Source organism: Micavibrio sp. TMED2 (assembly GCA_002168225.1).
In the GTDB taxonomy this organism is placed as follows: Bacteria; Pseudomonadota; Alphaproteobacteria; order TMED2; family TMED2; genus TMED2.
The window spans coordinates 16,576-29,734 of record NHBH01000008.1; the positions used below are offsets into that span (position 1 = coordinate 16,576).

A 13,159-nucleotide genomic window follows, 5' to 3' on the forward strand; every position below is an offset into this window, starting at 1 on the left:
AAATTCATCAGGGATTTCGAACATCGAGCCAATGTCCGGTATGGACCGCTAGACTCCGCCCGTGTTGCTAGCAATTTTGATGGCTTGCCCAAGTGATCCCAAATTTCCCTGATAGAAAGCATCATGCTCTTCGCCATCCTTGAAGATTGGTTCTCCACCCAATGCATCCCAATCCCCGCTTACAACGTGACTTGCTTGAAACTCGCCTTCACTTCCAAGCAGTTCAACACCCGCAAAGCCGTCATCGTGTTGAACGACAATCATGCCTCCGTTTCGCGATACAAATACGACTTGCCCTTGGGTCATGACTATTCTCCGACACTTTGCATTCCACTAACGGTCGTGGCTCGCAGACACTAAAAGGCAACCTTGTGAACGAGGCAAGTTAAGCTTGGACCTGGGCCACTCCCGTGGGACAAACAGTGGACAGTGGCGTAGAAGCGGCGAACGGCGGGTCTAAGAAAGGCAACACGGCAGTCATCGCAGCGCCAGCGTCAGGAGACCGATCGGTGATCTCAAGTCTCCTAGCCTAGCATATCCCGGTCGGCTCAAACCCTTCTGTGTGATGACTGGAGGCTGCCATTCGATACGGGCTCATCAATAGCCAAAAGGGCAATAATCCGTAATTCGCTGCACACGCATGAAAGCCCTTGGACATTCAAGGGCGCTGCGTTCTGAAGGGCGGAAAGCGGTCGTTCGCTGCCGGTGCAACTGAACTCGATTATACGCAAAGCGCAGACACCGACGTCCAGCACATAATCGCTCTCAAGAAGCCCTGGTGCTGTGAGGCGGGCTATCAGCACACCAGTGAACGTTTCCCTTTTTCACCCAGAAGTGCGCTCGGCATCCTGCAGTCTGGCGGATTGATGGCGTAACAGAGGGACGACCAAACCAATCTAATTCGGCGGTCCATAAACGGGACGATGTCGCCTCGCCCCCAATAGGTTTCATCGACGCACAAGATGCAGTGCGGGTCTTGCTTGGCGCCCTGAAACCGGTCGACTCCGAGATCAAACCGACGGCCACGTTGTGCCACCCATCCTTCTTCGCCCCGGAACCCGATCAAGCCTTGCAACATCTCGTTGACGGCCATGGTCGCGGTCTCGGTCGTAAACGTGACTACGGCTGGTGCTGGGTTGTCGCCACCTCGGACATAAGCCTCGCGCTTTTGGCGCTCAAACTCTTCTGGCGCAGCGCGCCGAAGTTCTTCACTCGCCGCAATCTGCGGATCAGTGATTTTCCGGCACAACAGACACGCCGCCCCAGGTCGCAGCACGGTCACGCGGCCGACCATCGAGCCGGCCGCTTCGCCAGCGATCCTTGGGCTGATCGCCAGACCAAGATCAATCACCGGCCGCAGGTAGAAATACGCGAAACGGTTCAAGAAGAGACGCCCGGCATGGTCATCCGTGCAACCGAAGACGATGTCACATGATAGTAAGGCATCTCGGGCTTCGTCTGAATCCGCCCAATGCGGCACGGCCACCGGTCGCACGCCCAGGCCGAGGCGGGTCAACTCGCGAGCTACAACCTCGACCTTTGCACGCATAGCGTCAGCGTCTTCACGCATAGCGCCATGAAGCCGATTCAGATTGGTGGCTTCAACGATGTCTGCGTCGAACAAAGCGATTTGGCCAACGCCCAACCGGCCAAGAAGCATAGCAACAGCGCTTCCAGTACCACCGCAGCCCACAATGCCGATCTTCAGTCGCCGAAGGATCGCGTTAATTGATGGGCCAAAGGCCAGGGCCTGCCGCGCGAACACGTCAGACTGGAAGCCACCTACTGTGTCGAGGATCTCGAAACGCTGCCCAACAGTTTGCAGACCGGTCGCCGGTACAGGTTCCGTCTCGTCGAACCACACCCGCCCGATGAACTCATAGTCACCGATCAGAACGAGACTGGCTAGCATGGCTTTATCACCGTTGCGATTGCGGGCCAGGCGTATGAGCTCTCTTTCGTTCCGATCATCCTGTTGAGAGAAACTCGGAAAACCGGACGGATGGCTATGGGCAATACCCACCACCAGCCCCTCTTCCTTTGCGCGTCGGCACGCGTCCACGAATGAACGGGTGGACCACGTCACATGTTTGCCACTTGCCGAGATTAGGTCGCGATCAGGGATCGCTTCGACACGGTAGCTAGTGAGGCGGCATCGAGCACGACGATCCCAAGGGTCCATGGCAATGTGAGACACGCCATAGAACACATAGGCCGCTGCCTCATCGCCGTTTTCCGGACGCAAGGTGGATCGGAGCGCCGTTGCATGGCGCTCCTGAAGGGTGACATCAATCAAGGTCATGCCGCAATCTCCAGCGCGGTTTCAACCCGCTTGAGAATGGTCCAAATACCGTCCACGCCAGGCCGCCATGTGTTGTTGTGGCGTGACCATCGCTGCCATCGCTGGCCTTCAAATTGCAGGGGTTGGTCAGCCTGACGTGGGTAACGCTGTGAAGTCGCTAAGGTCAGCCAGGGAACCGCGTAAAACATATCCGGTGCCGCGTCGGGATAACCCCTCGGTAGTAAAATCAGAATGTCCGCTCGACCAACTTGATACTTGTCTGCCGGTAAGCTGTAGCCATGGATCACGACCGCGTTCTGAGCACCTTCTTGATGCTCAGTGAACGCGAGCCCACGGTCGTTGAGGTAGCGACGATCCCGTGTCGGCAAGACCGAGGCTTCAGCGCCTTCCGTCGACGTGGTGGCACCGGTGAAGAACCGCTCCAGACCTTTGCTATCGAGTTGGACCATCTCATGATCGTCGATCGGTCGGTCTTCAGCCCCACGGACCTCCATCCAAACGCCGTAACCGGGCTTGTTGGCCCCAGCGAGTACCTTGAGGACGTAGCCACTGATGACGCAGGCGCCCCATTCCTTGACCTGACTGTCCAGCTCAATCCGATAAGATGCTGCACTCTTGAACACAATAAATCGCTCGACTCCGGCGTCGAGTAGGTCAACGGTGTCATCCAAGGCGAGCTCTTTCAGATCGCCATTGCGAAACAGCTGAAAAACCAGATGTTCTTCGGCTGGGCGCGCATCAACTGCCTCCAAGACCTGGCGGCCAGTGGGCACCGGATCGTCCAACCGATAGCTGCCAAACTGCAGCTCGGCATCTCCGATCTGAATGCTATAGGGACCTGCGTCACGCGGGCGACGGCCCTCCGACACGCAGCGGGTGATATCCTCAATATTCAACGTCTCTGCCGTCATGGCTCTCGATCCTCTTGTGATGTCGCCGACCTGCATCGGCGTGATGTTCATCATATAGTAGCCATTTTTTAGCCAGTCAATAGCCAATTTAAGGCTATATTGTAATTGACACATGGCTTCAGATCGGCTATGTACTGTGGACCTAAGGAGATCTGAGACATGAGACACACATGACCAAACGCACGATGACCCTGAATCTCAACGAGGCTGAGATGGGCGCTCTTGAAGCGTTGTCGGCCAAGAAAGAGTTGAGCAAAATCGGCGTAATTCGACAGGCTCTACGCTTGTATCAAATGGTTGATGCTCGTCTGGAGCGCGGCGACAAGCTGTTTTTTGAGGACGACAAAACCAAAGATAAATCGGAAGTCATGATGCTATGACCGTCGAGGTCACCCCGATTGTTTTGCTGGACGTTCAGAAGCAACAGCCGGTTGTGGCTGAGCTTCGCCACGGCATCGAAGAAGCGCAGCTTGCCGATTGGGAAGGCGAATGGCTTCCCGAGCTCTTCAAAGCATTGCAGCGCTTGAAGCGGGCTGGCGTCGAACGTGCTCAATGGCCCCAAAGTCGCCATTGGGACTGGCGGCGCAAGACCAAGGCTGTCGAGGGGTTCTTGGGCGCACCTGCGTTCTGCATCACCTGTGATGGCCTTACTCAAGGTATGATGATCGTCGATTTGGACCGCCACCAGGCGCGGATCGATGGGCAGGCCGGAAAGCCGCTAGTCTACGTTGACTTCGTGGAAAACGCGCCTTGGAATCGTCCTGAACTGAACAATCCACCGCGCTTTCGCGGCGTCGGCAGTGTGCTAATTCGTGCCGCGATCGCGCTAAGTCACCACTATGAATACAAAGGCCGGATCGGCCTACATTCACTTCCACAGGCACATAACTTCTATGCAAACACCTGTGGCATGACCGATCTCGGTCAAGACGAACACTATGACCGTCTCCGCTACTTCGAGATGACATCCGAACAAGCGGACGCCTTTATAACGAAAGGAGGGAAATCATGATGCTGACAATCTCAGAAGACTGGTGCCTCCGAATGGCGGAGCTGGAAGGCAACGCCGAAATCGGAGCTGGTCGCCTTGCCCTAGACCCAACCTTCGACGGTGAACAATCCACCGCCGACGACTTAGTAGCCGCCGCCCAAGACGACCAAATGATGCCGTTTGGCCGATTGGTTCAACTGCTTCGCTATGACCGCAGCCTATCGATAGAGAAGCTCGCCGAGGATGCGGATGTGGAACTTGCCGATCTGATCGAAACTGAGGCCGATCCGCACCATAAGCCAGAGCCGCGGACGGTTTATATGCTCGCGGGCTTTTTCGACCTGCCCTCGGAGAACCTGGAGCAGATTGCTGGCCTGACGCCGGTGAAAGACGTGCGACTAGTCGAAGAGGGCGTTCGCTTTGCGGCAAGATCAGAGTCTATCGCCACCCTCAGTGACGAGCAGCGTGCTGCGCTTGAGGCCTATGTGGCTGTGCTGAGCGAGAAACCCACGTAAGGAGTAACCTTTGGCCCGTAATCGCTTTCTCTCTGCTAAAACCGCAGCTGACATCGATCAACGGGTCGAACGCGTCCTGCGGGGGCTCGGAAACCCTGAGCCCCCACTTAAACTTGAGGAGGTCCGCGAACTCCTGAAACTCGATGTGGGCTTCTACACCGCTGACGATCCGAGCATCGCGCGCCAAACGATTAGCCGCATCCGCGTTGCAACCATCCAAGTCTTCAAGCGCCCTTCTCTCCTCAAAGAGGCAATCGAAGCGCTTTCGCTCAAAGCCCTCTACATACCGGATCAGAAGCGCATCTTGCTCGATGCAGCCCTCCCGATCCTTAAGCACCGGTGGAACGAAGCGCATGAGGTCGGTCATTCGCTCCTCCCATGGCACGCCGGGATGATGTTCGGCGATAACAGCACGACCCTGTCGCAGCATTGTCATGAACATATTGAAGCCGAAGCAAACTTTGCAGCCGGACGTATGCTGTTCCTTCGAGACCGATTTGATATCGAGGCGCGGGATTCCGCCCTTTGCATTGATACCATTCGCAGCATGAAAGGTTATTTTGGGAACACCCTTTCCACCACTCTCTACCGGTTTGTCGAAACGGCGGGCCAAGATACGCCACTGGTCGGCATGATGTCCTGCCATCCACATCCGGAGCGTCGCCCATCCGATATCCAGTCAAAAGAAGCCGTTCGCCATTTCATTCGGTCGCCAGCGTTTGGCCAGCAATTTAGCGCCATCACGGAGACGGATTTATTCACGGCGATCCAATCATACTGTGGTGCACAACGAGGCGGGCCCCTTGGCCAAGGCGCCTTGATCTTGGAGGACGATAACGGCGACCGCCATCGCTTTGTCTTCGAGACGTTCTTTAATCGCTATGAGGCGCTTACCCTTGGCGTGTATGACGCGGCACAGCCCGCCTTACATCAAGTCAGCACCTTCTAGCGGTTCCTGTCACCTTGCAGATACCAATATGGTGTCATCTTGATATCAGCAATGCCACCGTTCGATAGTAGGACAGCACCTCACCGCGAAAAGCGGACCCAAGCTTCTGCTTGCGCGCCTGAACTTATGCGGTAGATGCCCCTGCATCAGTTCAGGTAACCCTGATGGAGATCCGGCTTGTACACGCGGGTGAGATCGAACCGAAAAGTGCAGACGAGCCGTGCGGTCGAACTCTACTACTCACACGCCGACAATAGATCGTTCTTGCAATATGGAGCTCCTGGCGGTCCTCATCTAGATTCTTGCATGAAGCTGCTTCGCAGCATCCGCCGCCAAGCGGATGTCCGCTACGGGCCGACAGTGACGCCGCCGCATGGGCGATCAGGCGCTTGGCCCGGCGGCGCAGCGAAGGTCGGGAAGGAGCCCATAGTTCCAGATGCTGCGCAGAATACGAATGACAGCTTTCCTGGTCTGCTTAGTTCGCCAGCAATCGGGCGAGGCGCGCAGCATTTGCTGGATTTTCGCCCAATCTACGCGCGGCATGCGGCCACCAGTCTCGGCCAAATGGAACATACAAACGCACACGTTCCCCTTTTTCGGAAACGCGCTTGGCTACATCTTCACGAACACCCAACAGCATCTCAAATTCGTATGATCCAGGCTCCCAGCCATTGCGCCGCGCTTGCGCGATCGCAAAGTCATGAAGGCGCGTATCATGGGTTGCAATGATGGGGTAGAAACCGGCCTCCTTCGCCGTTTGTGACAACATCATCTCAATCAGTTTTCGGGAGTTACCCTTGATTTCTTCGGTGCTTTGAAACGCAAGTTCTGCACCCGCAGCAAACGCCCCTTTTACCAGTCGCACCCGGCTCCCCCGCGCGATCTGCGCCGCAAGATCGCCCTTCGTGCGGTAAAGATAGGCTTGCAGCGTTAGGGCAACAGGAAACCCTTCATCCTGAAGCTGGTTGTGAATGGCAATGGTTGGGTCGTTGAGCGAGGCATCTTCCATATCAAACATAAGGCAGTTCACGCCTACAGTTTTGTTGCCGATGGCATCCTTGATTGTCTGCGCAATCCGGTGGGCACGATCTTCAACAAGCGCAGGGTCGATATGGTGTCCAATTTGCGTCGGGTCGACAGATACATGAATATCGAGCGCGCTATCTCGAAGCGCTTCGGCGACCTTGATTTTACTCTCGACATTCAGCTCAACCAAATCGAGCGTATCAACATACTCACCCATGTAAAACAGAGAGCTTCGGACGCCGTGGTCTTGGAGCAATGAGAGGGCGCGCTCTACGCCGTGGGCTTCGTGCTCACCGGCAACATACTTGCCTCGCAAAAACGACCGTTTTTCGGATACCTTGAGAAGCCCGCTTAAAGCGGGCTTCTCTATCTATAGATATGTCCTAAAACTATATCTTGAAACAAAACGCCCCAAAAGCTAAGATCGCATCAAGTTTCGAGACACTTCGGTCCGCTCATGCCATCTTTCTCACCCGATTTCCTGAACCACCTGTCCGTGCCGCCGCATCTCGTGCGGACCATCCGCGCGATCGGGGAGCACAAGGGGCGGCAAGACCTCTATCGACTGCAAGCACCTGAAAAGCTCGAGAACCTTCGGCAGGTTGCCGTCATCCAGAGCGTGGAATCTTCGAACCGCATCGAGGGCGTCACCGCGCCGCCGGAACGGCTGAAAGCGTTGCTGGCCGAGAAGACCACCCCCCAGGATCGATCCGAGGGAGAGATTGCCGGTTACCGCGACGTGCTGGCGACCATCCATGGTGCGGCAATGGACATCCCGTTCACGGATGCCGTCGTGCTGCAGCTGCATCGCGATCTGATGAAGTACAGCACTCAGCCGGGCGGCGCCTGGAAGGCCGCGCCGAATGAAATCGAGGAAGTGCGTCCGGACGGAACGCGGTTCATCCGCTTCGACCCTACGGCACCGCATCTGACGCCGACCGCCATGGCCGATCTGCACCGGGAATTCGCCGCGGCACTCAAGTCGGGGGAGCATGATCCGCTGATCCTGGTCCCGCTCTATGTGCTGGACTTCCTGTGCATTCACCCGTTTACGGACGGCAACGGTCGAATGGCGCGGCTCCTGTCCGCGCTCGCTCTGTACCAGCAAGGCTATGACGTCGCCCGATACATCAGCCTCGAACGCCTGATCGAGACGACCAAAGAAGGCTATTACGACACGCTCTATCGTGCTTCGCAGGGCTGGCACGAGGACGGCCACGATCCGATGCCATGGATCGACTACTGGCTCGGTATCCTGCTTGGCGCCTATCGGGAAATGGAGAGCCGGGTCGGGGAACTGACCACGGATCAGGGCACCAAGGCCGACATCGTGGTTGCGGCTGTGGACCGGATGCTCGGTGACTTCAGTATCTCCGAGCTGCAGGCGGCCTGTCCCTCGGTCAGTCGCATCTGGATCAAGAACGTTCTGGACGAACTCAAGCGTGACGGCCGACTTGAAGTGGTTGGCAGGGGCAGGGGATCGAAGTGGCGCAAAGTCTTGGAACAGCATAGCGAGCGTCATAATGGCATATAATTACCGACATCATATACCAATAAATGCTGGGCTATGCCATTCCGCAGCCGAGGGCGGGTCATGCTGATCGGTTACGCCCGTGTCTCAACCCAGGACCAGAAGCCCGAGCTTCAGCTTGATGCGCTGACCGCTACTGGCTGTGAGAAGGTGTTCGAGGAGAAGGCCTCCGGTGCACAGCGCGATCGGCCCCAGCTGCAGGCGGCGCTGGACTACATGCGCGATGGCGACACGCTGGTGGTCTGGAAGCTGGACCGCCTGGCGCGCTCGATCAAACAGTTGATCGAGACCGTCGAGATGCTTGAGGGCAGGGGGATCGGATTCCGCTCGATCACCGAGGCAATCGACACCACCACCTCCGGCGGACGTCTCGTCTTTCACATCTTTGCAGCCTTGGCCGAGTTCGAACGATCGATCATCCGGGAGCGCACCATGGCCGGTCTGGCATCGGCCCGCGCGCGTGGACGGCTGGGCGGACGACCGGCAGCCTTGTCCAATGAGGATCTGGCACATGCACGGGCCTTGCTGGCCGATCCGGAGATCACGGTGCATCAGGTTGCGAAGCGGCTTGGCGTGGCGCCGTCCACGCTCTACCGGCATCTGCCGGGCGGGCGCAGCCAGGTTGCAGGAGACCCGTGATGCTGTTCGCCTGTTCCCTTGAAGCCCGATTGCCGACAGCGAACCTCGCGCGGGCCTATCGTATCGTCGTCTCGGAAGACCTATTCGGGCAATACACGGTCGATGTCACCTTCGGGCGGATCGGGACCAATGGCACTGCGAAGCGGTACACGGTCACCGAGATCGCGGCGGTGCGGGCCAAGCTGCGTCAGCTGCTGAACGCCGCGCTGTCTGGGCGTAGCCCTGCGAGGTAGCAGCCGTGGCATGAGCCGGGAGAGTACGTCCCGGCCCAATAATGATTGACAGACAAGCGCCCAAAAAGAGAAAGCCCCGCGTCTGCGGGGCTTTCTAAGAATGCAACCAGTTCCCAAAACCGACTGAGGCCGATCTTATTTATGCGGTTTGGCATTTTGCGATGCGCTGTAAGCACCGGCTCTGTGGCTTCGCATATAATTACCAAATTCCGCTAACCCTGTAGCTTCAGGTTCAGGTTTCGCGTTCCCTCTGATAGCCCAGCCGCCTTCAGTGCGGATCACTCGACCCCGCCCATCTAAAAAAGTAACCTTCTTTTTGTTTATATCCATAATTCTCCCCTTTGATACGAATATACCAAATCTGCTTCTTAATGTATCCCCATCGATGATATAGACTTCAGCGACCGCAATAGGCTTCTGGATAAAACAGAACAGCGGCCTCAACAGGGCAAAGGCAAGCACCTTTGTAAAATCCATCACCAAATTCCCTCAGCACTTTCCATAAGATAAGTTATCAAGATTTTGTTCTGCATCCTTTAAACATGGTTTTTCGGAGCATTTTTAAAAATCGTTATTTCGGTTATGGGGGTCACTGCATAAAAGTGACAGTATTGTCCGGCTCGTGCGAACGAACGGAGAACTTATGCGGCGTCCTGTAAATCTTGTTTCCGAAGTGGCCTGAGGCGATCTGGGCTGAGTGGTGGGTTCATGTTCCACAGGTAGTCGCCAGTCAATCCGACATGGGCCCAGCCAAGCGGCGCGATGTGTTTGATGATTTCATTTGGGACGACGACGCCGTTTTTCTTCAGATCACGGATTGAGGCTTCCAGATATTTGGTGTTCCACAGGATGATTGCGGCAACCAGGAAGTTGAGGCCCGACGCCTTGTGGATCTGATGCTCGTAGCTGCGATCGCGCATTTCACCGAGTTGGTTGAAGAAGACCCCGCGAGCAAGAGCGTTTCGAGCTTCCCCTCTGGCCAGACTTGCGCTGGTTCTTTTCCGCAATTCCAGGCTGCGCATCCATTCCAGTGCAAAGAGGGTCCGCTCCAATCGCCGCAATTCGCGCAAGGCAATTGCGAGTCCGTTTTGCCTGGGATATGCGGACAAGCTTTTCAAGATCGCCGAAGCGGTGGTGGTTCCGGCCTTGATGGAGGTCGCGAGCCTGAGGAATTCGGGCCAGTTGTCAACAATGTGACCTGCTTTGATGGAACGGTGTCATGATGGCCGGGGGTTCCATGCCGGGCAGGAGATACAATTTGCGATTCTTGAAGTTTCGCAAGCGTGGCGCGAAGCGGAACCCCAAGAGGTAGCACAGGGCAAAGACGTGATCCGTCGCGCCGCCAGTATCCACATGATGCTCCTCGATTGCGACGCCTGATTGGTGGCGAAGCAGACCATCCAATACGAAAGGCGCTTCGCTTTCGGTGGCGGTGATGACCGTCGAGTGGAACGGGCTGAACTGATCGGAGATATGGGTGTAGAACTTGAGACCCGGGGTGCGCCCGTATTTTGCGTTGATATCTGCAGAGGCCTCACCGCGGCCACCGGCCCGGAAGAACTGCCCATCTGAGGATGACGTCACGCCATCCCCCCAGAGTTTGGCCAGCGGGAGCTCGCGTTGCATGTCGACCAGACTGGCCAAGGCCTCCGCATATGTTTCCTCGCGCAAATGCCAGTCGTGCGCCCACGCGATCTGCCGAGCGGACAGATTATGGGTTGCAGCGGCCATACGGGACACACTCAGATTGACCCCATCGGCCAGGACATCGGCGAACAGCGCCTTTTGATCTTCCGCCGGTCTGCCGGAGCGATAATGGGTGAAGCACTTCGCAAATCCGGTCCAGGCGTTCACCTCAATCAGCAGGTCGGGGATCTTGATTTGTGGCAATTGCCCATAAACCAGTCGGCTCATGGTAGTGGCGGCGTCGGGTGTTTCGTCCTTGACCGGGGTGATGCTCAAATTCCCATCACGAATGGCGACATCCGGCAGCGTTCCCGCTTCGGCCCGAGCCGCGACAATGGCCATGGCCTCCTCGATCTGCTGTTGCCGCTCTGCGAGATAGGTTTCTGCATCCGCCGCGGCGGCGATCGGCAACGATCCCTCGGTACGCAAGATCTCGAAGGTGGCCTTGGGGATGAGCCGATCATCGAAGTTACGGCGCTGCCGGCTTCCTTCGACCCAGACATCCCCTGCCCGAAGCCGATCGCGCAATTCGAAGTAGACGCAGAGCTCGTATGCGCGCCGGTTGACCTCCCCCGGTGCCGGAAAGACAAATGGCCGCCACACCTTTCGAATGAACCCGGTCGGCGGGTTGTCCGGCAGGCTGCGCTTGTTCGCCTCATACATAACGCGCAAAAGATCCACCGCGCGCAGGAGGCTGGCAGCGCTGGCCGCCCCTTTGAAGCTGAAACCTCTTAATATCATGGGCGCAAACTGGCGAGCGGTCTGATATTTTCCGATGAGCTCCGAGTATTTATCGGGCTTCCCGTCTCCCAGGGCGGTTTCAATTGCGGCTGTCGCACTCTCGATCTCATCCCAATTGGCCGTGTCCAGCATTCCGTTGAGATCGCCGGTTTGCAGGCGCGCCGTCAGTGCCTCACGGCAGAAGGCTTTGAGAGACTGCAAGGGGCGGATGATGTCCATCAGGAGCTGGGACGCCTTGTCAGAGCTTTGTTGTTCCGCCTTTCGAAAGCTGCGGCCCAGCAATTTATCGAACATATCCAGTGCAAGGTCGGTGAGCTGTTCTTCCAGCCGCAAACAGGCGGCCGACAAAACCGCCCATAGCCGGGGCAAGGTCATACGCCGCAGGTTTTGCACCGTGATCCGCAAGCCTTCCCCGGCCAGACCATCGAGCGCCGATGTCGAGATGTTCTGACGCAAACTGGTGGGTAGACCAATTGCTCGAACCACCATCAGGCGCTCCAGTACGGCCTTGATGGATTTGGCGGACGCCGATTTGGGCGCCGCTTTCAACCAGCTGAGCGTCGACACCTCGCCCGTTTCAGGTGGCGCAATCAATGCACGCAGGGCGTCGTGGTGATCCGGCTGCAGGTCCCGGGTCAGAGCGGAAATCCTGACATTTTCCGCACGCCGGATCGCGTGCCTGACAATCAGTTCAACGGTACGTCGCGCCGGGACCAGGATACGCCGGCGCCTCAGTTCTTCAATCAACGAGATCGCCAAAGGCTCGGCCCGCGGGTCTTCTCCGGCAGATGGTGTCAGCCAATGAACAAGTTCCCGCACGAGGGATATTGTGAAGGCCTGATATCCGAACCGGACCGTGATTTGCGCGATATGTTCGCGTCGCGTCTGCGGGCACCGATCATAGACCGCCAGATCGGAAGCGCTGGCATCAACCTGATCTGCAAGAAAGGCCAGCATCACGTCGTTGGGTTGTTCTCCAACCTCACGAACCCGTCCGGGATGGCGCATGTAAGTCAATGATACGGCATAGCCCAGACGGGCGGCAGCGGTTCGTTTTCTGGCGACCGCCTCGATCTCATCCGGCGTGAGCGTACAGTACATTGCAACCTCTCGATCCTCCGAGGGCGGCGCCATCAATCGAGACCAAAAACTTGCCGTCAATATTTGTCGCCGTGCCATGAAATACCCTTCTCACATGCATGTCCGTGAAACGCTGTATTTCAAGAGGGACGCGACACTCGGGGCCGGTAATCACCCTCAGCGCGAAGCTTCGCATAGTGTAGCATCTCGCGGATTGGCATTCCGGTCGTTTTTCGGAGACGGGGGGATTGCCCTCGGCCGACAACCAGGTTGTAGGGAACGGACAGCTAGAGAGGCCCCGACCGCACTCTCGCTGTATGCTGCGCCAATATCGAAACCAGATTGTGGACGCTTTCGTGCAATTTCTCGATTCCCTCCGGCTGGTAGCCATTGGAAATCGTTCCAGGCACATGCGCAGCCTTTTCGCGCATGGCCTTGCTCGGTCAGGCCGATCAGGACCCGCCTCTCGTCGCTGGGATCGCGCGTGCGGGTTACGATGCCGGATGCCTCCATTCGTTTCAGAAGGGGCGCCAAGGTTCCACTGTCGAGATAGAG

13 protein-coding genes and 1 pseudogene are annotated in these 13,159 nt (G+C 57.1%); 7 read left to right on the plus strand and 7 right to left on the minus strand.

Going from position 1 to position 13,159, the window contains the following annotated elements:
• Nucleotides 1-48: 48 nt before the first annotated feature.
• The 3 genes from CBB62_11420 to CBB62_11430 form a co-directional block, all read right to left on the minus strand.
• Complete coding sequence (locus CBB62_11420; GenBank protein ID OUT39930.1) at nt 49-264, minus strand: hypothetical protein; 216 nt, start codon at nt 262-264, stop codon at nt 49-51.
• A 532-nt stretch (nt 265-796) separates the two neighbouring features.
• Nucleotides 797-2,302, minus strand: a complete 1,506-nt coding sequence (locus CBB62_11425; protein OUT39931.1) for a thiamine biosynthesis protein ThiF — start codon at nt 2,300-2,302, stop codon at nt 797-799.
• Nucleotides 2,299-3,213: a hypothetical protein gene (locus CBB62_11430; GenBank protein ID OUT39978.1), complete on the minus strand. Its 915-nt coding sequence runs from the start codon at nt 3,211-3,213 to the stop codon at nt 2,299-2,301. Before CBB62_11430 ends, CBB62_11425 begins: the two co-directional genes overlap by 4 nt.
• 170 nt (nt 3,214-3,383) lie before the next feature.
• On the opposite strand from CBB62_11430, the gene CBB62_11435 reads away from it, so the two are divergent.
• Genes CBB62_11435 through CBB62_11450 form a run of 4 tightly spaced genes read left to right on the plus strand, consistent with a single transcriptional unit; the run spans nt 3,384 to nt 5,668 of the window.
• A complete protein-coding gene (locus CBB62_11435; GenBank protein OUT39932.1) occupies nt 3,384-3,593 on the plus strand; it encodes a transcriptional regulator in 210 nt (69 codons plus the stop codon).
• The gene (locus CBB62_11440) at nt 3,590-4,225 is read left to right on the plus strand and encodes a GNAT family N-acetyltransferase (protein ID OUT39933.1); all 636 of its coding nucleotides are present in this window, start codon (nt 3,590-3,592) and stop codon (nt 4,223-4,225) included. Before CBB62_11435 ends, CBB62_11440 begins: the two co-directional genes overlap by 4 nt.
• A complete protein-coding gene (locus CBB62_11445) occupies nt 4,222-4,719 on the plus strand; it encodes a hypothetical protein (protein ID OUT39934.1) in 498 nt (165 codons plus the stop codon). Before CBB62_11440 ends, CBB62_11445 begins: the two co-directional genes overlap by 4 nt.
• A gap of 10 nt (nt 4,720-4,729) precedes the next feature.
• Nucleotides 4,730-5,668 (plus strand): DUF955 domain-containing protein, encoded by a 939-nt coding sequence (locus tag CBB62_11450; protein ID OUT39935.1) that lies wholly within the window; start codon nt 4,730-4,732, stop codon nt 5,666-5,668.
• A gap of 475 nt (nt 5,669-6,143) precedes the next feature.
• Here CBB62_11450 and CBB62_11455 read toward each other — a convergent pair whose 3' ends face one another.
• Nucleotides 6,144-6,911 (minus strand): hypothetical protein, encoded by a 768-nt coding sequence (locus tag CBB62_11455; protein OUT39936.1) that lies wholly within the window; start codon nt 6,909-6,911, stop codon nt 6,144-6,146.
• A 240-nt stretch (nt 6,912-7,151) separates the two neighbouring features.
• On the opposite strand from CBB62_11455, the gene CBB62_11460 reads away from it, so the two are divergent.
• From CBB62_11460 to CBB62_11470, 3 genes are read left to right on the plus strand one after another with little or no spacing between them, the layout of a single operon-like run.
• Complete coding sequence (locus CBB62_11460; GenBank protein OUT39937.1) at nt 7,152-8,228, plus strand: cell filamentation protein Fic; 1,077 nt, start codon at nt 7,152-7,154, stop codon at nt 8,226-8,228.
• A 60-nt stretch (nt 8,229-8,288) separates the two neighbouring features.
• A complete protein-coding gene (locus CBB62_11465) occupies nt 8,289-8,864 on the plus strand; it encodes a recombinase (protein ID OUT39938.1) in 576 nt (191 codons plus the stop codon).
• Nucleotides 8,864-9,097: a hypothetical protein gene (locus CBB62_11470; GenBank protein ID OUT39939.1), complete on the plus strand. Its 234-nt coding sequence runs from the start codon at nt 8,864-8,866 to the stop codon at nt 9,095-9,097. The genes CBB62_11465 and CBB62_11470 overlap by 1 nt, the downstream gene beginning before the upstream one ends.
• 135 nt (nt 9,098-9,232) lie before the next feature.
• Here CBB62_11470 and CBB62_11475 read toward each other — a convergent pair whose 3' ends face one another.
• The 3 genes and pseudogenes from CBB62_11475 to CBB62_11485 form a co-directional block, all read right to left on the minus strand.
• Nucleotides 9,233-9,574 (minus strand): hypothetical protein, encoded by a 342-nt coding sequence (locus tag CBB62_11475; protein ID OUT39940.1) that lies wholly within the window; start codon nt 9,572-9,574, stop codon nt 9,233-9,235.
• Nucleotides 9,575-9,738: 164 nt separating this feature from the next.
• Nucleotides 9,739-12,703, minus strand: a pseudogene (locus CBB62_11480) (Tn3 family transposase).
• A 78-nt stretch (nt 12,704-12,781) separates the two neighbouring features.
• A complete protein-coding gene (locus CBB62_11485; GenBank protein OUT39979.1) occupies nt 12,782-13,117 on the minus strand; it encodes a hypothetical protein in 336 nt (111 codons plus the stop codon).
• Nucleotides 13,118-13,159: the final 42 nt, after the last annotated feature.

Bases quoted from the DNA above. Each gene is read 5' to 3' on its own strand.
- CBB62_11420 (OUT39930.1), bottom strand. From the start codon at position 264: ATGATTGTCGTTCAACACGATGACGGCTTTGCGGGTGTTGAACTGCTT.
- CBB62_11425 (OUT39931.1), bottom strand. From the start codon at position 2,302: ATGACCTTGATTGATGTCACCCTTCAGGAGCGCCATGCAACGGCGCTC.
- CBB62_11430 (OUT39978.1), bottom strand. From the start codon at position 3,213: ATGACGGCAGAGACGTTGAATATTGAGGATATCACCCGCTGCGTGTCG.
- CBB62_11435 (OUT39932.1), top strand. From the start codon at position 3,384: ATGACCAAACGCACGATGACCCTGAATCTCAACGAGGCTGAGATGGGC.
- CBB62_11440 (OUT39933.1), top strand. From the start codon at position 3,590: ATGACCGTCGAGGTCACCCCGATTGTTTTGCTGGACGTTCAGAAGCAA.
- CBB62_11445 (OUT39934.1), top strand. From the start codon at position 4,222: ATGATGCTGACAATCTCAGAAGACTGGTGCCTCCGAATGGCGGAGCTG.
- CBB62_11455 (OUT39936.1), bottom strand. From the start codon at position 6,911: ATGGGTGAGTATGTTGATACGCTCGATTTGGTTGAGCTGAATGTCGAG.
- CBB62_11460 (OUT39937.1), top strand. From the start codon at position 7,152: ATGCCATCTTTCTCACCCGATTTCCTGAACCACCTGTCCGTGCCGCCG.
- CBB62_11465 (OUT39938.1), top strand. From the start codon at position 8,289: ATGCTGATCGGTTACGCCCGTGTCTCAACCCAGGACCAGAAGCCCGAG.
- CBB62_11470 (OUT39939.1), top strand. From the start codon at position 8,864: ATGCTGTTCGCCTGTTCCCTTGAAGCCCGATTGCCGACAGCGAACCTC.
- CBB62_11475 (OUT39940.1), bottom strand. From the start codon at position 9,574: ATGGATTTTACAAAGGTGCTTGCCTTTGCCCTGTTGAGGCCGCTGTTC.
- CBB62_11485 (OUT39979.1), bottom strand. From the start codon at position 13,117: ATGGAGGCATCCGGCATCGTAACCCGCACGCGCGATCCCAGCGACGAG.